This is a genomic window from Rhodoferax fermentans (genome assembly GCF_002017865.1).
GTDB classification, from domain to species: domain Bacteria; phylum Pseudomonadota; class Gammaproteobacteria; order Burkholderiales; family Burkholderiaceae_C; genus Rhodoferax; species Rhodoferax fermentans.
The window spans coordinates 810457-830473 of sequence record NZ_MTJN01000002.1 but is presented as its reverse complement, the minus strand read 5'-3'; the positions used below and the strand labels follow the sequence as shown (position 1 = coordinate 830473).

Here is a 20017-nt window from a genome sequence, read left to right as displayed (position 1 = left end):
GATGGCTGCAAAAAATGCTATTTTATCTTTATGAATCAATGACTTGCAATCTGTGTGGATTGGTACGCTCCATGCTGTGAGAGAGAGGCCGCAGGCTTGCGGCACGGCCTTTGGCCGCAACCCGATTGCAGGAGTCCCCATGAGCACGAGTTATCGAATCGAAAAAGACTTTCTGGGCGAAAAACAGATACCGGACGACGCCTATTACGGTGTGCAGACACAACGTGGTAAGGACAACTTCCACATCACCGGCATCCCGATGTCGACCGAGCCGTATTTTGTGAAAGCGTTTGGCTACGTCAAGAAGGCCGCAGCCATGGCCAACCGGGACCTGGGTTGCATCGACGCACAAGTCGCCAACGCCATCATTGGTGCCTGTGACCGGTTGATTGCCGGTGAGTTGCGTGACCAGTTTGTCACCGACTTCATCCAGGGGGGGGCTGGCACCTCCACCAACATGAACGCCAACGAGGTGATCGCCAATGTGGCGCTGGAAGCTCTGGGCCACCAGAAGGGTGAGTACCAGTTCGTGAATCCGAACGACCACGTCAACTTTGGCCAATCGACCAACGACGTGTACCCGACCGCGTTCCGTCTGGCGCTGATCCTGCGCTTGTCGAGCTACATGGAAGCGCTGCGCAAATTGCAGAGTTCCTTTTTTGCCAAGTCCAAGGAGTTCGAGCGGGTTCTGAAAATGGGCCGCACCCATTTGCAGGACGCGGTGCCGATGTCGCTGGGCCAGGAGTTCCACGGTTGGGGCACGACTCTGGGTGAGGAGGTGGAGCGTATTGCCGAAGTCCGCCAGTTCCTGCACGAGATCAACCTGGGCGCCACCGCGATTGGCACCACGGTCACCGCCGCGCCGGGTTACCCCGAGCTGGCCACCAAGTACCTGTCCGAATTGACCGACTGCAAGTTCATCCTGGGTGGTGATCTGGTCGAGGCCACCTCGGACACCGGTGCCTATGTGTTGCTCTCGGGGGTGCTCAAACGCACCTCCACCAAGCTGACCAAGATCTGCAACGACATCCGTCTGTTGTCCTCGGGGCCGCGTTGTGGTTTCAACGAGATCAACCTGCCGCAAATGCAGCCAGGCAGCTCGATCATGCCGGGCAAGGTCAACCCGGTGATCCCGGAAGTGGTCAACCAGACCAGCTTTCTGGTGATTGGTCTGGACCTCACGGTCACACTCGCGGCCTCGGCCGGTCAGTTGCAGCTCAATGTGATGGAGCCGGTGATCACCTATGCGCTGTTCACCTCGATTGCGACCATGGAAAACGCGGTCAACAGCCTGCGCATCAACTGCATCAACGGCATCACCGCCAATGTGGAACACGCACGTGATCTGGTGCTGAACTCGCTGGGCATCATCACCGTGCTCAAACCCTCGCTGGGTTACAAGCAGTGCGCCGAAATTGCCCGCGAATGCCACCAAACCGGCAAGTCGTTACACGACGTGGTGGTCAAAGAGCGCCAGCTCATGACCCAGGCGCATTGGGATGAGGTGTTCTCGTTCGAGAACCTGATCAGCCCGAAATTCGAAAAGTAAACCCTGCCTGAGCTTGCCCCGGACGGCCGCACCTGCGCGCGTGGCTGTTCGAGTGCAGCGCAAGTTCGCAGGCTCAGATTGATTGCAATTTTTTAACCGAGGAAGACAACATGAGTCAAAAAAGAGGAATGCTTGACTGGTATTTCAAGACCAATCTGCTCACGCGGATCATGGTCGGGCTGGTCGCAGGCTGTATCGTGGGTATTTTGCTGGGTTTTGGTGACCCGGCCAACAGCAAGGCGTTTGTCGACAACACCAAGATTTTTGGCGACATCTTCATCCGTCTGCTCAAGATGATTGTGGTGCCGGTGATCTTCTTCTCGCTGATTGCGGGTGCTGCCAGCATTGAGCCGTCGCGGCTCGGGCGTGTGGGGGTCAAAATCATTGCTTTTTACATGGCCACCTCGGCAGCCTCCGTGGCTGTGGGTCTGTTCTTTGCCAACCTGCTGCAACCTGGTCTGGGCATGGAGATTGTTGGCGTGGAAGCGGTCAAGGGCAAGGTTGCCGAGGCGCCTTCACTCTCGACCATCTTCCTCAATATCATCCCGACCAACCCGGCCGAGTCGCTGGCCAAGGGGGATGTGTTGCCGATCATCTTTTTTGCCATGTTGTTTGGTCTGGCGATTTCCTTTACCAAGGAGTCCGAAGATCCAGCTGTAGCCAAGGGCGCGAACTCGCTGTTTGGCCTGGTCAACGCGGCGGCTGAGACCATGTACAAAATTGTTCGCGGCATCATGCAGTACGCACCGATTGGTGTGTTCTTCCTGATCGCCATGGTGTTTGCCCAACAAGGTGCCAAGGCACTGGGCCCGCTGCTCTACGTGACCGTCACGGTTTACCTGGCATTCGTTGCGCTGACGATCATTGGTTACGGCGGTTTGCTGGCGGTGTACCGGCTCGGTGTGATCAAGTTCTTCAAGGGTGCCAACGAGGCGCTGATCACCGCATTTGTGACCCGTTCTTCGAACGGCACCTTGCCAGTCACCATGCGGGTGTCTGAAGAAAAGCTCGGTGTGCCACGCACCATCTCGTCCTTCACCCTGCCGCTGGGCGCCACCATCAACATGAACGGCACCGCGATCTACGTGGGTGTGTGCGCCATGTTCATCGGTTATGCCACCGGCCACCCGTTGACGTTTGAGCAGCAGATGGTTGTGGTCACCACCGCCACCCTGGCTGCCATCGGTAGCGCCGGTGTGCCGGGTGCTGGCGCCATCATGTTGCTGATGGCGCTTGAGTCGATTGGCATCAAGGTCGAGGCAGGTTCTGCCGTGGCAGCTGCCTACGCGATGATCCTGGGCATTGATGCTTTGCTCGACATGGGCCGCACCTGCCTGAATGTGGGTGGCGACATGGTCTGCACCGCGATTGTGGCGAAGACCGAGGGTGAGCTCGATATGTCCAAGTGGGAAGATCAGCCCACCAGTGCTGTGCCGACACGCAAAGGCAACGTGGTGTAGTTTGGTGGCGCCCTGTTCATACAACAGGGCTGGCATCACCAGCATCTGGCAGATACTTGCAGCTGTTGTTGTGAGGTCTGCCGCATTTTTTGATGGGATAGACAACGTTTTTTGAAAGCCACCTGCCCAGCCCATGTTCACCCGTCAACCCTTGCGCTTTTCCCTACTGTTGCTGGTGCTGACTGCGCTGGTGGCCGCGACATCGCTGACGACCTATCAGATCAGCCAGCGCATGGGTTTGACCGAGTTGCAGACCACCGGCAGGCATCGGCTTGATCTGTACACCGCCAGCCTGGAGCGCGAAATTGGCAAATACGCCTATTTCCCGGCCACCCTCGGTTTGGAACGCGACGTTCTGGATGTACTCACCCAGGCAGACGACCCACGCCGCACCGCCCAAGCCAATGTCTACCTTGAGCGCCTCAATGAACGCGCAGGCACCTTGGCCATTTACGTGATCAACGACCAGGGTACGGTACGTGCCACCAGCAACTGGCGACGCAGTGACAGTTACCTGGGCGAAGACCTCGCTTTTCGCCCGTACTTCCGTGAAGCGATGGACACCGGCAGTGGGCGCTTTTTTGGCATCGGCACCACCCGCAGTGAACCGGGTTATTACCTGTCCTCAGCTTTGAGTGACGACAGCCGCACCCTCGGTGTGGCGATTGTCAAGGTGGGTCTGGACCAGTTGGAGCAGTCGTGGTCCACGGTGGAGGCGCCGGTGCTGGTGGCTGATGAAAACGGGGTGGTCATCCTGAGCTCGGTGCCCGACTGGAAGTTCACCACACTGCGGCCCCTGGACGAGGGTACCCGCAAAAGTTTTGACCGCACCCAGCAGTACAACCGCCGCGCCCTGCAACCACTCGGTGTCAGGGAGATGGGCGACCTGAGCCAGGGTGCACGCCTGGTGCAGCTGGCCAAACAGCCGCAGGAGATGGTCTCGGCCTATCCGGTGGCGGGCAACTTTCTGGCACAGTCCCAGGCCATGCCCGGCACACCCTGGACACTCACGGTGTTCTCCCACGTCAAACCGGTCAACGAGATGAGCTTCATCCGCGCCAGTGTGGCGGGTGTCACAACGATTCTGCTGTGGATTCTGGCCTCAATGGTCTACCAGCGTCGCCGGCACCTGCGCGACCGCCTGGCCGCCCGCGAAGCCTTGCAAAAGGCCCACGATGAGCTCGAACGCAAGGTCGAGGAACGCACCGCAGATCTGTCTTGTGCCAACCAGCAACTCCAAGACGAAGTGGTGGAGCGGGTGCGCGCTGAGCGCACATTACGCGCTGCGCAGGACGAGTTGATCCAGGCCGGCAAACTGGCGGTCATCGGTCAGCTCTCGGCGGGCATCGCGCATGAACTCAACCAGCCGCTGGCGGCGCTGCGCACACTCTCAGGCAATGCGGTGCGTTTTCTGGAACGGGGTGACGACAGCACCGCACGCTCCAACCTGGAGCGCATCGCCCAGCTGGTGGACCGCATGGGCTTGATCACCGGGCAACTCAAGGCCTTTGCCCACAAGTCCAGCGGGCAAGCCCGGCCGGTCGACATCTGCCAGGTGGTCACCCATGCGGTGGCCATCCTGGACCAGCGCCTGCGCAGCAGCGGCGCCGAGGTCAAGATGGATTTCCCTGATGCAGCACTGTTCGCGTTGTGTGACGCCAACCGGCTGGAGCAGGTCATCGTCAACCTGCTCAGCAATGCACTCGACGCCATGGTTGGTCACACCCGTCCTGGTCTGGAGATCCATGGCACCACCCAGGGCAGCATGCTGCGCCTGACCGTGCGGGACCACGGTGTGGGCCTGAGTGCGGAGGTGTTGGCGCGTTTGTTTGAACCCTTCTTCACCACCAAAGAGGCCGGGGTTGGCCTTGGCCTGGGGCTGGTGATTTCGGCCGGTATCGTGAGCGACTTCGGTGGTACGCTCAGCGGCGCCAACCATCCTGACGGCGGCGCCGTCTTCACCCTGGATATCCCCCTAGCCACACCGGCACCATGACCGACGCCCTCAAAGTACTGATCATCGAAGACGACCCGGATGTGCGCCTGGGTTGTGAGGAGGCGCTGCAGCTTGAAGGCATCTTGACCGACAGTGTGGCCAGCGCCGAGGCGGCTAGGCCCTTGTTGGGCAAGGATTTTCGCGGTGTCATCGTCAGCGACATCCGCCTGCCGCGTATGGACGGCATGACTTTTTTGCGCGAAGTGCTGGCGGTGGACCCACAGCTGCCGGTGGTGTTGATCACCGGCCATGGCGACATCTCGATGGCGGTCCAGGCCATGAAAGACGGTGCGCACGATTTCATCCAGAAGCCGTTTTCGCCGGAATACCTGGTCGAGGTGGTGCGCCGTGCGTTGGAGAAACGCCAGCTTACCCTGGAAGTGCGCGACCTGCGCAACCGCCTGGATGGCCGCGACCAGATCGAAGCGCGCCTGATTGGCAACGCAGACGGCATGCGCAAACTGCGCACACTGATCAGCGGCTTGGCCGACAGCGCCGCCGATGTGCTGATCCAGGGCGAAACCGGCACCGGCAAGGAACTGGTCGCGCGCTGCCTGCACGAGGCCAGCTCGCGGCGCAAAGGCAACTTCGTGGCGATCAACTGTGGTGGTTTGCCCGAGACGCTGTTTGAGAGCGAAATTTTTGGCCACGAGGCAGGCGCCTACACCGGCGCCAGCAAACGCCGCATCGGCAAGATCGAATACGCCAATGGCGGTACTTTGTTCCTCGACGAAATCGAGACCATGCCGGTGCCGATGCAGATCAAGCTGTTACGTGTGCTGCAGGAACGCACGCTCGAGCGGCTGGGCTCCAACACCCCGATCCCGATTGACTGCCGCATTGTGGCCGCCACCAAGGAAGACCTGCGCGCCTTGTCCGAGCAGGGCCGTTTTCGCGCCGATCTGTATTACCGGCTCAGTGTCGCCACCGTGCCCTTGCCACCGCTGCGCGAGCGGCGTGAAGACATCCCGCTGTTGTTTCAGCACTTTTTGCTGCAGGCGGCAGCGCGCCATGGGCGGCCGGTGCCAGCCGATGACGCCGCACGCACCGGCCAGCTGATGGCCTACCACTGGCCCGGCAATGTGCGTGAACTGCGCAACGTGGCCGACCGCTGTGTGCTGGGCATCGAGTCTGGCGCGCCGCCTTTTGGCAACGAAGCGGATGACCGTGTGCGCCCCCTGGCCGAGACCGTCAACGCCTTTGAGCGCGCCCTGATCGCCGACGCCCTGCGTCGCCACCACGGCAGCCTGGCGCGCAGCGCCGAAGCCCTCGGCCTGGCCAAAACCACCTTGCACGACAAGATCAGGAAATACGGGTTGTCGGAGATTGGCGCGGGCTGAACGCACGAAGACACCGCCGCACGGCGGTGTTGCCGCAGCGCGTGATTTTGAAGCGTCCGAAGTAGCTGTTGGAAGATTCAGAATGTATAGCTGCTAGCCCAGGTAACATCAGGGATAGCGTGCCATTTTTATACATTGTCCGGCACCGGGTCATCCCTGTAGAGTGCGTGCGGTCTGCAAGGCGGGTTAACTTTTACTTCAATGAGGGCACGTCATGTCGTCTAGCGTCAAGTTTTGTTATTTTTGGCCCAAACCCGTGACACGTTCAATCAACTCGACGATTTCGTGAGCCATTGCATCGGAAATGTCGAAGTTATGATCGGATTTGAAAAAAGAGAGCTCTATGTTTTCACTAAAAGCATACTTGTATTTTATTTCTAAGCCGCCATACGCATCATCAATCCCTTGAATAATGAGCATTGGTGTTTTTAAATGTACCAAGTGTGCATATCGTTCGGGTTCATCCCCGTGATCTGGATGATTGAAAGGGTAGCCTAAACAAACAATATGTTTGATTCCCAATTCATCTGCAATTAACGATGCAACTCGCCCGCCAGAAGATCGTGAAAGAATGATTGTCTGTGCCGCAATACCACGTTTGCAAATCATTTTTGCTAATGAATGGCAACGAGATAACACAGATTTGCTTCTTCTTTTATAGAGATAGGCAAGATAAGATGGGTTTAATAATCCATAAACTATCTGAACTATCCGGAGATTCAGGTGTTTTACTGTTTTCTCATGAATGCCTATTTTGTTCTCAATTTTTCTGAGATGATGAATGACTTTGGCTGCAGGGTCTTCCCAAATTATTTCGATATTGTATTTTGTTAACTTATTGAGTAAAACTAAATTCAAAGCCTCATCTTTTTGCCAATCATCTCGGCCTACCAAAAGGAGGATATTTTTTGTGTTACTCACGGGTCTTGCTAAAGAAGAAGATATAAGATTTTAATTAAGGGGTTACCGTCGCAAAACTGAGAGAACCACAGGTGCAGCGTGTGGTGGTTCACTGAAGTAATGGGTTCAACGTCAAGAATTTTTTTGCAACCGATCACCCTCTGCTAGAAAGATTCATTGCGAGTCGCATATGGTCTCAACACGCTTTTCACTTCCATTGTAAATATGCTCGGATGGCTGATGTATGCTGTTCGAGAGACCAATTAATGCAATGGAAGCGGCACGTATGCTTTGCTTTGACGCAAGAATGAAAACCTTCCCCATGATGCCATACAGCGGAACCAAATATAGATGGGCTTGCAGCTGAGATGAAAGGCACCGCAGATCTTGCGAATTTTCACGCTTCACTGCGGAAGTTGGAATGCCGGGATTTGCAATTACGTTTGCACGTTCAATAAGGCAGTGGGAAATCTGCCTAATCGTTTTCTTCAAGTCTTGGACAGGATCAATAACCGGTTTCACAAAAACCTGGCCGAGAACGAACGTTACAACGCCTGAAAATATCGTGAAAACACGGTCGAACTCATTGGTGTCCTTTTGATGTAGAACGTGATGGAGTCAAGTGCTTATCCTGAGCAGCCCGCCCTAGACGGCATAAAAAGCTGGGTAAGCGAGTTTTTACGGGTGTTCTACCATCGCCAAACAGTCGCTTGCAGCCCTGATCTAAAAGCCGAAGGCTGTGTAAACAAAAAGGTTGTTGTGCCTCTCATGAAAACCATTCTCCAAACTCCCCTAATCGACCCGGTTGCAGGACTGATGGCGAGAGGTCTTGCGTCACAAAGACTATAGCCTGCGCACAGAAGAGGCTGACGTGTATTGGGTGAGATTTTCATCACCCGAGTGACATGGTTGCGGTGGAGGTACAGCAGTTTTCCTCCATGTTGACTACACAGCGCAACGTGTCGGTGGCCACCCTCAATCAGGCGCTGAGCACCTTGCTGTTGTGGGATCGAGTTCTGGCCGTGCAGTTGCCTTGGCTACCAAGCCCCCTTATCTGGGCAGCGTTGGGGTGGTTCTGGCTGTTTCCAGCATCTTGATTGACACGTATGTGCTTAAGTTGGTGGTGGGCGGCGCGGCCAGCCCGTTGGATGCACTCAGTCGCCCCTGCCCACCAGCTGCGCATCCACCCACCCGCGCAAGCTGTTGACAAATGCCCAGCGCTGCACACGCGGCAGGTCGGCCAGGGTGATGATGGCTTCTTTTAATCGGCCTTGCGCCAGATACTGCGCCCGCCCCACGCCATCCAGCAGGCCGCAGTGCAGTGCGGGGGTGAGCCACTGGCCGTCCAGCAGCACCGCGATGTTACCTCGGGTGCATTCGGTCAGTTCACCACGTTCGTTGTAGAGCAGGGTGTCAAAAGCGGCTGGGTCGGTGGGGGCCAAGGCCTCGTAGTGGGCGCGGCGGGTGGTTTTGAAGCGGGTGAATTCACTCTGTGCTGCTTCAAAAGGAATAGCTGCTAGCCCAAGCGATACGAGGGCTGGGGTGTGATTTAGCTTAAACCTCTCAACCACCGGTGTTCCCTGGGCATCCAGCAGCAGGCGCACCCGCCAGGCAACGCTGTCATCTTGATGAGGCGTGTTGGGGCCCAGCAGGGTTTGCAAGGCAGCGCGCACACGCCCCTCGTCATAAGGATAGCCAAAATGCGCTGCAGCCCTCGCCAATCTTGCCAAGTGTGCTCCTAAATGGTGAAACACACCGGCCTGCAGACGCAGGGTTTCCAGCAGTTGAAAGGCTTCGCTGGCGCGCTCCAGAAAACCGCGTTTGTGTTGCCATTCACGCCATTCGTTGGGCGCGGTGGCGTCAAAGGTGATGCCGCTGCCAATACCGCAGCGGGCTTGTTGGCCATACAGCGTCACCGTGCGGATCGCCACGTTGAAGGTGGCGTGGCCGCCGGGACGCACCACACCGATGGCACCGCAGTAGACGTCGCGAGCCTCGGGTTCAAGGTCGTGGATGGCCTGCATGGCCCGCACTTTGGGTGCGCCGGTGATCGAGCCGCAAGGAAACAGCGCGCCAAACACTTCGCTCAAGCTCGTACTGGGGCGGGTTTGAGCGGTCACGTCCGACACCATCTGGTGCACCGTGGGCAGGGTCTGCACGGCAAACAGGGACGGCACCTGCACCGTGTGGGGAAGGGCGATGCGCGACAGGTCGTTGCGCAGCAAATCCACAATCATCACGTTCTCGGCGCGTTCCTTGGGTGACGCTGTGAGCGCTTGCACCAAGGCCGCATCCTCCTGCGGCGTCTGGCCGCGTGGGGCGGTGCCTTTCATTGGCCGGGTCAGGATGTGCTGGCCGTCCCAGTCAAAAAACAGCTCGGGTGAAACGGACAGGATTTGCTCGGCGCCAGTGTCAATGAACGCCGCGTAACCACCGGGTTGGGCTTGTTGCAGGCGTGCGAACAGCACCAGCGGGTCGCCCACAAAGTCACCTTGCAGTGGGGTCGTGTAGTTCACCTGGTAATACTCACCGGCGCCAATCGCCTCGTGGATGGTGGCCAGGTTGTTATCGAACTGCTCGTGGCTCAGTGGGTTCTGCCAAGTCACAGAAGTGGGCGTCAGGTCTTGGGGCTGAATTTGCGAACCAGGGCCACCTGGGGCCGCTGGAGGCGGTGCATCTTGTGACCGGGCTGCAGTGGCCACCGTTGGCGTCTCTGGCCAGGTTTGGGCCTGTTCAAACACGCCAAACCAAGCCAGCGGGCCGTTTGCTGGGTGGGTTTGCAGTGCCGCATCGAAGGCGCTGGCCGCTTCATAACGTAAATACCCCACACACCACAGGCCTTGCTTGGCAAAGTTGTCCACCGCGTTTAGCAGAGGTTTGACCTGCTCGGGCGTGTGGGCGATCAGTGTGTGTAGCGGTGCCTCGAAACTGGCGCGCAAAGTGCCCGATGCTGCGCTGCTGCCTGGTGTGCCTGCGGCGTCGGGTGCGCCGGGTGGGCGGTGCGGGTCGGCAAAGTCAAGCCGGATCAGCATGGTCCAGCAAACCGTCGGCAGTCAGCAGCAGCCTGCGGTCGGCACGCGCCGCAGCGGCCACCGAGTGTGTCACCAGCACCATCGCGGCGCCATGGGCGCGGGTCTGGCTGACCAGGGCGTCCATCACCCGCTCGGCGGTGCGTGGGTCGAGGTTGCCGGTAGGTTCGTCGGCCAGCAGCAACATCGGCCGGTGCACCAGCGCCCGGGCAATCGCCACCCGCTGCAACTGGCCACCGCTGAGCTGTTGTGGCAGGCGCTCACCCAAACCTTCGAGGCCGACCTCGGTCAACATGGTTTGTACGCGTGCCTCGTCCAGCTGACCCAGCAGCATCAGCGGCAGGGCCACGTTCTGGCTCACGCTCAGGTGCGGCAACACGTGGAAGGCCTGGAACACAAAACCGGTTTTTTCGCGCCGCAGGCGGGCCAGCTGGTCGTCACTCTGGGTGCTCAGGTCCAGCCCGTCCAGCAGCACGCTGCCGCTGTCCCAGCTGTCGAGCCCGGCCATGCAGTTGAGCAGGGTGGATTTGCCGACACCCGATTCACCCACGATGGCGACAAACTCACCCGTCTGCACATGAAGCGAGACGTTGCGAAACACCGGCACGCTGCCGTAGTGTTTGCTCAAGTTCTGGATGATCAGGCTCATGGTGGGGTGCTGTGGGGCTGTCCTGCGGTGCGGCGAGGATAGGCCAGATGTCAGTGCCGCAGTGTCTCTGGGGGCAAACCCGCCACAAAGGTATTGGCCAGCGCCAGCACCTGTTGCAATGCATCGGGTGTATCGCAGGCCACAACCTGGCGCTCGGGCATGCTGCGTAGCCAGGTGATCTGGCGTTTGGCGAGTTGGCGGGTGGCAAAAATGCCTTTGTCGCGCAACTCACTGATAGGCCACAGGCCGTCGAGCGCTTCCCAGACCTGGCGGTAACCGACGCAGCGCATCGAGGGCAAATCGGGGTTCAGGTCACCGCGCGCGCGCAAGGCCTGCACCTCGTCGAGCAAGCCTTGTCTGAGCATCTCGTCAAAACGCTGGGCAATGCGCAAATGCAGCCAGCTGCGCTCCAGCGGCTCCAGCGAGATCAGCATCGACGTTGCAGCATCTTCAGCACCATTTGGGCCTGTAGCCCTTGTATCCATTGGGCTAGTAGCTTCTTTTTTGCTAGTGTGAAAACTGGCCAGCGTTTGCCCGGTGAGGCGCCACACCTCCAGCGCCCGCGAGATGCGTTGTGAGTCGCCAGGTGCCAGCCGTGCGGCCGTGACCGGGTCCACTTGCGCCAGCTCAGCATGCATCGCGGGCCAGCCGTGTTGCGCGGCTTCCAATTCGATCTGGGCGCGCACGGCCGCATCGGCCTTGGGCAGGTCGTCCAGACCCTGGCGCAGGGCCTTCAGATACAGCATGGTGCCACCGACCAGCAACGGCAACTTGCCACGGGTGTGGATGTCGTGGATCAGCTGGCTGGCATCTGCCACAAACTCGGCCGCGCTGTAGGCGTGCAAGGGGTCGCGGATGTTGATCAGATGGTGCGGTGCGGCGGCCAGTTCAGCTGCGCTGGGTTTGGCGGTGCCAATGTCCATGCCCCGGTAAACCAGGGCCGAGTCAATGCTGATGATCTCGACCGGGTGTTGCTGTGCAATGGCCAGCGCGGCGGCGGTTTTGCCCGCTGCGGTGGGGCCAACCAGCGCCAAGTAGGGGGGCAGGGCAGCGGGCTGGTTCATCGGCCTTCCAACCCAGGGGTGTTGCTTTGCACGATCACGGTGTTGTGCCCGGATTCTGCGGTGGCGTGAGCGCACCCGCAAACCCATGTAGCCAAAGCAAGAACAAATAAGACTTTCATCCAGAACCTCTATAAAAACCGACACCGTGTCAGCGGGCGTGGGGACACCCCAAGCCCAGTCTGACCATCAAGCCGTGATGTCCCGGGCGCTGATCTGGTATTTGAAGTCGTCCGGGGCGTAAGAGTCCAGGCGGCCAGCGGCATTTTCGGCCACCGGGTACATCAGGAAGCCCAAGCGCGGCCCGGTGGAATGGGGCAGCGTCACGTCGTGGGCGGTGTTGTAGGCCATCCAGTTGCCTTCCCAGCTGCCAAAAAGGGCCTTGTTGACCGGGGCCACCAGGGCATGGTTGGACGACTTGATCCACTCTGGTGTTTCCTGGCGCATGACCTTGGTCACGTCCGCAGGGTCCATCGCCACCCAGCCATACTGCTTGAGGTAGACCTCAGCCCGGCAGTGCTGTGCACCCTGCAGGCTGGCTGAATTGCCACCCAACTGCTTGTAACCAAAGGCCGAGGGCGCCAACCGCAGCCCGTAAACATCGCGGGCGGGCAGACCGACCGAGCGGCACAAGCCGACAAACAGCGCATTCAGGTCCGCACATTTGCCACCCAGGTTGCCGGTTTCCAGCATGGTCTGGATCTCGCCCTCGCCGCAGCCTTGCACCTTGGGTTCACGGAAGGTGTTGACCACCACCCAGTCGTAGAGTTTTTGGGCTTTTTCAACATCGGTACGTGCGCCGCGAATGGCTTGCAGCGCGGTCTGGCGCACGATGCCGTCGGTGGGCAACAAATGGGTGGGCTGGGTCCAATAGTTCAGCGCCGCCTGGTCTTCGCTGGCGGCGTGTGGGTGTGCCCAGTCGACAGAGCGGTTTTGGGTCCGGACTTTGCTGGTCAGCTCGACAACAGGTTTGGCTTCGTTCTCGGCAAACTCGACATACAACATCTGTGCACCATACCGACCATCGCTGGTGATCTGGGTCTTGCCATTGCTGGAGAAACTGCTGCCCAAGGATTGTTGCCAGTCGGTATTGACGGACGGCATGGGCAGCCACAGGCGTGTGACACCTTGGGGCTTGAGGATGTTGACCCGGGTGGTGACCTCAAAACTGCGCCAGGTGCCTGCTTGCGGCGCAAACTTGTGTTCGGTCGCTGCTGTGTTTTGTGCAAAAGATATAGCAGGCAATGAAGCTGCTGCGGCGGCTGCCGCCATATTTTTCATAAAAGCACGGCGTGCTTGGGTGTGAACGGGGGTCATGTAGAGAGCTCCGGAAAAGTGGAAAAGGACAAGTGCCGTCTGCGTAGGGAAAGGTACGCATCTCGGCTGTGGCGATGCCGGGCTGGCCCGTGGTCGAAGCGCAGATTATCGCGGTGTGCCTGGAGGGCCTAGGGGGCCGAAGGGTTCAGCAAAGGCTCGATCAGTGTGGCGGCCTGCTGGCTTGACCAATCCACCTCACCGCGAATCACTGTACGCACTTGCCCGTTGGCGGCCACCAACACGGTGGTCGGGAACACACGGGCACCCCACTGGTTTGCCATCACCCCGGTCGGGTCCAGCAGCACCGGCAGATCAAACTGGGTTCGTTGCACAAAACGCTGCACGATGGCGTTTGACTCCTTGAAGTTCACCGCCAGCACCACCAGTTTCTCGGGCCCATAGGCTTGCGCCAAGGTTTGCAGGGACGGCATTTCTGCCAGGCAGGGCGCACACCAACTGGCCCAAAAATTGATCAACACCGCCTTGCCACGCAAGTCGGCCAAGTGCCACACCTTGCCCTGAAGGTCGGTGCCCACCCGTGCCGGGACAGGGCGGTGTGCTGGCCAGGTGGCAAGTTGGTGGTTTTGTGCGTGCACCCAGGGGCTGGCGAACAGGGCCGCCAGAGCCAGGGTCAGGGTGAGTGATGTGCGCTTCATGTGGCGGGTGCGCGCGTCCAGCCCACTGGACATGCGCTCAAATGGCCGAGTCAGGTGAACCCGGTGCAGCTGCGGGCTGACGCAGGCGGTTGGGCGCCAGCGCGCCGGTGGACTCCAGAATCGGGTAGGCAATCGCACAAATCAGCGAGTTGATGCGTTTGAGCTCGCTGATCAAATCCAGGTGTAACGAACTGGTTTCGATGCTCTCCAGCGTGTTGTCGGTCAGCCGGTTAAGGTGGTTGGCGGCGTATTTCAGCTCCAGATCACGGAAACGCGTTTTTTCTTCGAGTAACTTGATCGCGTCGCGCGGGTCGTCGTTGAGGAACACACTCATGCCCAGACGCAGGTTGTTGACCAAGTCACCATGCAACTCGGTGATCTCGGCCATGCCAGCTGGTGAAAACTCGCGCCCGGTGCGGATCTTCTTGTTTTCGATGTCTTCGAGGATGCGCTCGACGATGTCGCCGATCTGCTCCATGTTGATCGTGAAGCTGATCACATCGGTCCAGCGTCGGCCTTCCTTGTCGTTGAGCGCCTCGCGCGAGATCTTGGTCAGGTAGTACTTGATGTCGGAGTAAAGCCGGTCCACCGTGTCGTCCATCTTCTGTAGCGACTTGGCCAGATCGAGGTCGTTGGTCTTGATCACATCGAGCACACCGCGCAGCATGGTCTCCACCACGTCGGCCTGGTGCATGGCCTCGCGCACCGCACAGGCCAGCGCCACCGAGGGTGTCGCCAGCGCCGAGGCGTCCAGATGGCGGTGGCGGCCATTGAGGGCGTTGCGCTTGGGGATCGGCAGCCAGTAGGCCACCCAGCGCGCCACCACCTGGGTCAGGCCAATGAATAACAACGCCGCCAGCGCGTTGAACATGAAGTGAAACAGCACCACGGTGGTGGCCGCGTCGGCCACGTTGGGGCGCACATGGCTGAGCCACAGGCCCATGCTGGGTGCCATCAGCGCCACACCCATCAGCTTGAAGATCAGGTTGCCCATGGGGACCTGACGCGCTTCGATGGGGGAGCGCAGCGTGGTCAATACCGCCAGCAGGCCACTGCCCAGGTTGGCGCCCAACACCAGGCCGAGCGCCACATCCACCGTGACCACATGGCTGTTGGCCAGGGTGGCGATCAGCAGCACAATCGCCAGGCTCGAATAACTCAGCACCGACAACACCGCGCCGATGGTGATCTCGAGCAGCCGGTCGCTGCCCAAGGTGGCCAGCAGGTCGCGCACCGCCTGCGCTTGCGTGAGTTCGTTGGCCGAGGCCCGGACCAGGCTCAGCGCCAGCAGCATCAGGCCCAGACCAATCAGGATGCGTCCGACATAACCGGTGCTGGTGCTTTGTTTGGCAATGAACAGCACCACCCCAAGAAAAATGAACAGCGGTGACAGCCAGGACAGATCACGCGAGAACACCAACGCCATCAGGCTGGTGCCCACATCGGCGCCCAGCATCACCGCCAACGCGGCGGGTAGGCTCATGAGCCCCTGGCCCACAAAGGCCGAGATGATCAGCGCGGTGGCGGTGCTTGACTGCAGCAGCGCGGTGACCCCCACGCCAGAGAGCACCGCCGTGAAACGGTTGCCCACACTTTGCGCCAGCACCCGGCGCAGGTTGGCGCCCAACACCCGCAATGTGTCCTTGCGCACCAGGTGGGTGCCCCACACCAGCAGGGCAATCGCGGCGAGCAGGTTGAGCAGGTGGGTCAATGTGGTGGTCTAGTTCAAGTGGGTTTCAGCGGCCACGGCGCACACGCAGCAGCTCGTCGAGGATCAGGCAAATCGCGCCCAGGGTGATGGCACTGTCGGCGATGTTGAAGGCCGGAAAATGCCAGTTTTTCCAGTAAAAGTCCAGAAAATCGACCACATAACCGTGCAACAGCCGGTCAATGACATTGCCCAGTGCGCCACCCAGAATGCTGGCCAGCGCAAAAGCAAACAGTTTTTGCCCGGGGTGGGACTTGAGCAGCCAGATGATCAACACCGCCGCACCGATGCCAATACCGGTGAACAACCAGCGCTGCCAGCCGCCCGAGCTGGCCAGAAACGAAAATGCCGCGCCGTGGTTGTGCACGCGCACCAGGTTGAAAAAGCTCGTCACCGGGTGGCTGTCACCGAGTTGGTAATAACCCAGCACCAGCACCTTGGTGAACTGGTCGACCAGGATCACCACCAGCGACCAAGCCAGCCAGGGCAACCAGCTGCCCGAGCCCGACTTGAAGCTCATGTTGGATCGGCCTGCGCCCCTGCCTTTGCTGGCCATCAGGCAAAGCTCCGGGTTTCACCGCTGCCAAACAGGTTGCTGGTGCAACGCGGGCACAGGGTCGGGTGAGCGGGGTCGGTGCCCAGCTCGTCGCTGTAATGCCAGCAACGCTCACACTTCACGCCATTTGAGGCACTAGCCCTGATGGATAAAGCCTCACCAGCTACCAGTTCAATAGCGGAGGTGATGAACACAAACTTCAGATCCGCGCCCAGGCTTTGCAGCAAGGCCAGATCATCTGGGCCGACGGTGAGTTCCACCACGGCTTGCAAGGACGAGCCGACCTGGCCGTTGGCGCGCAAAACCTCGATGTCTTTGTTGACCAAGTCGCGGATCTCGCGGATGCGGTTCCACTTGGCCAGCAGCTCGGCATTGGGCTCAGGCTGGGTGCTGTAGGTGTCCATGAAGATCGAGTCGCGCGTGGCCGCCGGGGTTTTGCCTTCGGCACCCAACACAGCCCAGGCTTCTTCCGCGGTGAAGCTCAAGAAAGGTGCCATCCAGCGCAGCATGGACTGCGTGATTTGCCACAGCGCGGTTTGCGCGCTGCGCCGGGCCAGCGAGTTGGCGCCGGTGGTGTAGAGCCGGTCCTTGAGCACGTCCAAATAGAACGCGCCCAGGTCTTCCGAGCAATAAATCTGCAGCTTGGCCACCACTGGGTGGAATTCATAGACCTCAAAATGCGCCAGGATGTCGGCTTGCAACTGCGCGGCACGGCTTAACGCGTAGCGGTCAATTTCCAGCAGCTGGTCTGCGGGCACGCTGTCCTTGGCCGGGTCAAAGTCCTGGGTGTTGGCCAGCAGGAACTTGAGCGTGTTGCGCACCCGGCGGTAGGTGTCCACCACCCGCGCCAGGATCTTGTCGTCACCGGCGATGTCGCCCGAGTAGTCGCTGGCAGCCACCCACAGGCGGATGATCTCGGCGCCGAGCTTCTTGCTGGTTTCCTGCGGGTCAACGCCGTTGCCGGCGCTTTTGCTCATCTTGTGGCCCTTGCTGTCCACGGTGAAGCCGTGCGTCAGGATGCCCAAGTAGGGCGCACGGTCGTACATCGCACAAGCGGTCAACAGGCTGGAGTGGAACCAGCCGCGGTGCTGGTCGTGGCCTTCCAGATACAGGTCGGCTTCTGGGCCGCTGTCATGCCCGCAACCGGGGTGGGAGCCTTTGAGCACCGTGGTGTGGGTGGTGCCGGAGTCAAACCAGACTTCCAGAATGTCGCTGCTCTTGGTGTAGAACGGCGCATCGGCTTGTGCGTCCACCGTGGCCAGAATGTCTTCGGTGCTGGCCTTGCTCCAGGCTTCGATGCCACCTTCTTCCACCATGTTGGCGGCGATGTCGAGGATGTCCATGGTTTTGGGATGCAACTCGCCGCTGTCCTTGTGCAGGAAAAACGGCAGCGGCACCCCCCAGCTGCGTTGTCTAGAGATACACCAGTCGGGCCGCCCGGCGATCATGTCGCGCAGCCGCACCTTGCCGTTCTCTGGGTAAAACGCTGTGTTTTCAATAGCGGCCAAGGCAGTCTGCCTGAGGGTCTGAGGCGCTTTGTCCTTGGTAAAGATGCCCTCACCCTCGTCCATACGGATGAACCACTGGGCGGCGGCGCGGTAGATCACCGGCGTCTTGTGGCGCCAGCAATGTGGGTAACTGTGCACGATGTTCTCGGTGGCAAACAGGCGTCCGGCGTCACGCAGTGCGTCGATGATCACCGGGCAAGCCTTCCAGATCTGCTGGTTGCCAAACAGCGGCAGCTCGGGCGCGTAGACGCCATTGCCCTGCACCGGGTTCAGGATGTCGTCGTACTTCATGCCGTGTGAGACACAGCTGTTGAAATCCTCCAAACCGTAGGCTGGGGCAGAGTGCACGATGCCGGTGCCGTCGTCGGCGGTGGCGTAGTCGGCCAGGTAGATCGGGCTCAGGCGGTCGTAACCCGCGTCCACATGGGCGAACGGGTGTTTGAAGTTCAAACCACCGAGGTTTTTACCCAGGGTGGTGGCGACCACGTTGCCGGTCAGACCAAAACGCGTCATACATTTCTCAACCAGACTCTCGGCCAGCACCAAGAGGCCACGCTCGGTATCGACCAGCGCGTAGGTCAGCTCCGGGTTCAGGTTCAGCGCCTGGTTGGCCGGGATGGTCCAGGCGGTGGTGGTCCAGATGACGGCAAAGGCGTCTTTGTTGATCGCGTTCAGGCCAAAGGCTGCGGCGAGTTTGGCGGGCTCGGCACACACAAAGCCAACGTCCAGTGTTTGTGACTTCTTGTCGGCGTATTCGATCTCGAACTCGGCCAAGGACGAGCCGCAGTCAAAACACCAATACACCGGTTTCAAGCCACGGTAGACAAAACCGCGCTCGATCACACGTTTGAACGCGCGGATTTCATCGGCCTCGTTCTTGAAGTCCATGGTGCGGTAGGGGTGCTCCCAGTCGCCCAGCACACCCAGGCGCTTGAAGTCGGCCATTTGTAAGGCGATCTGTTCGGTGGCGTAGGCGCGGCTCTTGGCCTGCATGTCGTCACGTGCCAATTTGCGGCCAAACTTTTTTTCAATCGCGTTTTCAATCGGCAGGCCGTGGCAGTCCCAGCCCGGGATGTAGACCGCGTCCAGCCCCTTGAGCTGGCGCGCCTTGACGATCATGTCTTTCAGAATCTTGTTGACCGCGTGGCCCATGTGGATCTGGCCGTTGGCGTAGGGCGGGCCGTCGTGCAGCACAAACAGCGGGGCGCCTTGGCGCGCGGTGCGCAGCTTCTGGTACAGGCCTTGGTCTTCCCAGGATTTGACCCACACCGGTTCACGCTTGGGCAGGTCGCCACGCATCGGAAACGGGGTGTCGGGCAGGTTCAGGGTGCTGCGGTAGTCGGTAGGTGTGGTCATGGTTCGGCTGAAAGGCAAAGTAGGCACGGGCATCTTGGCAGTTTTGACGAATGCCAGTGCCTAAGCGTCCAGGCAAGGGTGGTGAGTTCGTTGTGCAGTCGGTGTTGCCGCGCGAAACGGTGGATTTTACCGTAGGCCCTGCTGGCGCACGGTGGCGTGGGGCTGGGTCTCAGGGTTTGGGAGATGCTTTCAGCGCCAAAAGAAGATAGTCACTGACATGCTTTTGCGCGATGTCCTGTGCAGACGTCAGCTTGATGTGGCGGCGTAACTTGCCTTCACCCTCCAGTACTTTGAAGGTGTCTGGGAGCGACGCGCCCGCACTGAACTCCAGCGAAACGTGTTTGGTGTACACGAAGATGCCGCAAAAAGGCTGGTCAGCGGCGAACAAGATACCACCGTACTTCACCTCCTCGGAGATGGATGAATCCAGACCCAGAACGATGTTCCTCAATGCTTGTACCAGCTCGAAACGCTCAGGATCGATTGCGCGGATGTCTTCGAGTAATTTGGAGATGCGATTGGCGGGCATGGCGTCAGGGCTTGAAATACTGTTTGAATTCAGGGCTGGGTTCGCGCTCGGCGTAGATGTAGAGAAGGATGCCGTTGGGGTCTTGAACAGCAAAACCGCGATCTCCCCAAGGATGGTCTTCGAGTGGCAAAACGGCCACCAGACCAGACGCCGCCAATGACTGAAACTCGGCGTCAACATCGGACACGCTGAAGTTGTAGGTCAAGCCAGCTGGGTTACAGACCGGCTGCTCGGGTTGAGGTGCCATGAACTGAAGCGATGCCCCCTGTCCGAAGCCGAGGCTGACGTACCAGCCGCAGTCGAAAGTGACCTTTGCGCCAAAGTGCCTGACGTAGAAGTCACGCGACTCTTCGACCTTTGTTGTGGTGATGCAAGGGGACAGCGAATGGGCAAGCATGGGGAC

16 protein-coding genes are annotated in these 20017 nt (G+C 59.6%); 5 read left to right on the top strand and 11 right to left on the bottom strand.

What is annotated here, in order from left to right; genetic code table 11:
* The first annotated feature begins 139 nt into the window (after positions 1-139).
* From RF819_RS04160 to RF819_RS04145, 4 genes are all read left to right on the top strand, one after another.
* Entirely contained in the window at positions 140-1549 is a 1410-nt protein-coding gene (locus tag RF819_RS04160; protein ID WP_078363805.1) for an aspartate ammonia-lyase, read from the top strand.
* Between the two features lie 110 nt (positions 1550-1659).
* Positions 1660-3009 carry a dicarboxylate/amino acid:cation symporter gene (locus RF819_RS04155; protein WP_078363804.1) on the top strand — a complete coding sequence of 450 codons (1350 nt, stop codon included), beginning with the start codon at positions 1660-1662 and terminating at the stop codon, positions 3007-3009.
* Between the two features lie 133 nt (positions 3010-3142).
* The gene (locus tag RF819_RS04150; RefSeq protein WP_078363803.1) at positions 3143-5005 is read left to right on the top strand and encodes a sensor histidine kinase; all 1863 of its coding nucleotides are present in this window, start codon (positions 3143-3145) and stop codon (positions 5003-5005) included.
* Positions 5002-6345, top strand: coding sequence for a sigma-54-dependent transcriptional regulator (locus RF819_RS04145; protein WP_078363802.1), 1344 nt, complete (start codon positions 5002-5004; stop codon positions 6343-6345). Before RF819_RS04150 ends, RF819_RS04145 begins: the two co-directional genes overlap by 4 nt.
* A gap of 237 nt (positions 6346-6582) precedes the next feature.
* Here the strand turns inward: RF819_RS04145 and RF819_RS20920 are convergent, their stop codons facing one another.
* Positions 6583-7266 (bottom strand): alpha/beta family hydrolase, encoded by a 684-nt coding sequence (locus tag RF819_RS20920; RefSeq protein WP_143541598.1) that lies wholly within the window; start codon positions 7264-7266, stop codon positions 6583-6585.
* A gap of 917 nt (positions 7267-8183) precedes the next feature.
* Between RF819_RS20920 and RF819_RS21280 the strand changes: the two genes are divergently transcribed.
* Positions 8184-8342, top strand: a complete 159-nt coding sequence (locus tag RF819_RS21280) for a hypothetical protein (protein WP_158081233.1) — start codon at positions 8184-8186, stop codon at positions 8340-8342.
* A 57-nt stretch (positions 8343-8399) separates the two neighbouring features.
* On the opposite strand, the gene pabB is transcribed toward RF819_RS21280, so the two are convergent.
* The 10 genes from pabB to RF819_RS04085 form a co-directional block, all read right to left on the bottom strand.
* The gene (gene pabB / locus RF819_RS04130; protein WP_078363799.1) at positions 8400-10277 is read right to left on the bottom strand and encodes an aminodeoxychorismate synthase component I; all 1878 of its coding nucleotides are present in this window, start codon (positions 10275-10277) and stop codon (positions 8400-8402) included.
* Positions 10261-10923 carry an ABC transporter ATP-binding protein gene (locus tag RF819_RS04125; protein ID WP_078363798.1) on the bottom strand — a complete coding sequence of 221 codons (663 nt, stop codon included), beginning with the start codon at positions 10921-10923 and terminating at the stop codon, positions 10261-10263. The genes pabB and RF819_RS04125 overlap by 17 nt, the downstream gene beginning before the upstream one ends.
* Positions 10924-10973: 50 nt before the next feature.
* Entirely contained in the window at positions 10974-11987 is a 1014-nt protein-coding gene (gene miaA, locus RF819_RS04120; RefSeq protein WP_078363797.1) for a tRNA (adenosine(37)-N6)-dimethylallyltransferase MiaA, read from the bottom strand.
* A gap of 186 nt (positions 11988-12173) precedes the next feature.
* Complete coding sequence (locus RF819_RS04115) at positions 12174-13301, bottom strand: transglutaminase-like domain-containing protein (protein WP_078363796.1); 1128 nt, start codon at positions 13299-13301, stop codon at positions 12174-12176.
* 128 nt (positions 13302-13429) lie between these two features.
* Positions 13430-13990, bottom strand: a complete 561-nt coding sequence (locus RF819_RS04110) for a TlpA family protein disulfide reductase (RefSeq protein WP_078363795.1) — start codon at positions 13988-13990, stop codon at positions 13430-13432.
* Positions 13991-13994: 4 nt separating this feature from the next.
* Entirely contained in the window at positions 13995-15668 is a 1674-nt protein-coding gene (locus tag RF819_RS04105; RefSeq protein WP_078363794.1) for a Na/Pi cotransporter family protein, read from the bottom strand.
* A 25-nt stretch (positions 15669-15693) separates the two neighbouring features.
* Positions 15694-16221, bottom strand: coding sequence for a signal peptidase II (lspA, locus tag RF819_RS04100; protein WP_078363793.1), 528 nt, complete (start codon positions 16219-16221; stop codon positions 15694-15696).
* Positions 16221-19085 (bottom strand): isoleucine--tRNA ligase, encoded by a 2865-nt coding sequence (ileS, locus tag RF819_RS04095; RefSeq protein WP_078363792.1) that lies wholly within the window; start codon positions 19083-19085, stop codon positions 16221-16223. The genes lspA and ileS overlap by 1 nt, the downstream gene beginning before the upstream one ends.
* A 169-nt stretch (positions 19086-19254) precedes the next feature.
* Positions 19255-19614: a DUF1801 domain-containing protein gene (locus RF819_RS04090; RefSeq protein WP_078363791.1), complete on the bottom strand. Its 360-nt coding sequence runs from the start codon at positions 19612-19614 to the stop codon at positions 19255-19257.
* Positions 19615-19618: 4 nt separating this feature from the next.
* The gene (locus tag RF819_RS04085; RefSeq protein ID WP_078363790.1) at positions 19619-20011 is read right to left on the bottom strand and encodes a VOC family protein; all 393 of its coding nucleotides are present in this window, start codon (positions 20009-20011) and stop codon (positions 19619-19621) included.
* Between the last annotated feature and the right edge of the window lie 6 nt (positions 20012-20017).

Coding starts and splice junctions, on each gene's coding strand:
- RF819_RS04160 (WP_078363805.1), top strand. CDS start 140: ATGAGCACGAGTTATCGAATCGAAAAAGACTTTCTGGGCGAAAAACAG.
- RF819_RS04155 (WP_078363804.1), top strand. CDS start 1,660: ATGAGTCAAAAAAGAGGAATGCTTGACTGGTATTTCAAGACCAATCTG.
- RF819_RS04150 (WP_078363803.1), top strand. CDS start 3,143: ATGTTCACCCGTCAACCCTTGCGCTTTTCCCTACTGTTGCTGGTGCTG.
- RF819_RS04145 (WP_078363802.1), top strand. CDS start 5,002: ATGACCGACGCCCTCAAAGTACTGATCATCGAAGACGACCCGGATGTG.
- RF819_RS21280 (WP_158081233.1), top strand. CDS start 8,184: ATGTTGACTACACAGCGCAACGTGTCGGTGGCCACCCTCAATCAGGCG.
- pabB (WP_078363799.1), bottom strand. CDS start 10,277: ATGCTGATCCGGCTTGACTTTGCCGACCCGCACCGCCCACCCGGCGCA.
- RF819_RS04125 (WP_078363798.1), bottom strand. CDS start 10,923: ATGAGCCTGATCATCCAGAACTTGAGCAAACACTACGGCAGCGTGCCG.
- miaA (WP_078363797.1), bottom strand. CDS start 11,987: ATGAACCAGCCCGCTGCCCTGCCCCCCTACTTGGCGCTGGTTGGCCCC.
- RF819_RS04115 (WP_078363796.1), bottom strand. CDS start 13,301: ATGACCCCCGTTCACACCCAAGCACGCCGTGCTTTTATGAAAAATATG.
- RF819_RS04110 (WP_078363795.1), bottom strand. CDS start 13,990: ATGTCCAGTGGGCTGGACGCGCGCACCCGCCACATGAAGCGCACATCA.
- lspA (WP_078363793.1), bottom strand. CDS start 16,221: ATGGCCAGCAAAGGCAGGGGCGCAGGCCGATCCAACATGAGCTTCAAG.
- ileS (WP_078363792.1), bottom strand. CDS start 19,085: ATGACCACACCTACCGACTACCGCAGCACCCTGAACCTGCCCGACACC.
- RF819_RS04090 (WP_078363791.1), bottom strand. CDS start 19,614: ATGCCCGCCAATCGCATCTCCAAATTACTCGAAGACATCCGCGCAATC.
- RF819_RS04085 (WP_078363790.1), bottom strand. CDS start 20,011: ATGCTTGCCCATTCGCTGTCCCCTTGCATCACCACAACAAAGGTCGAA.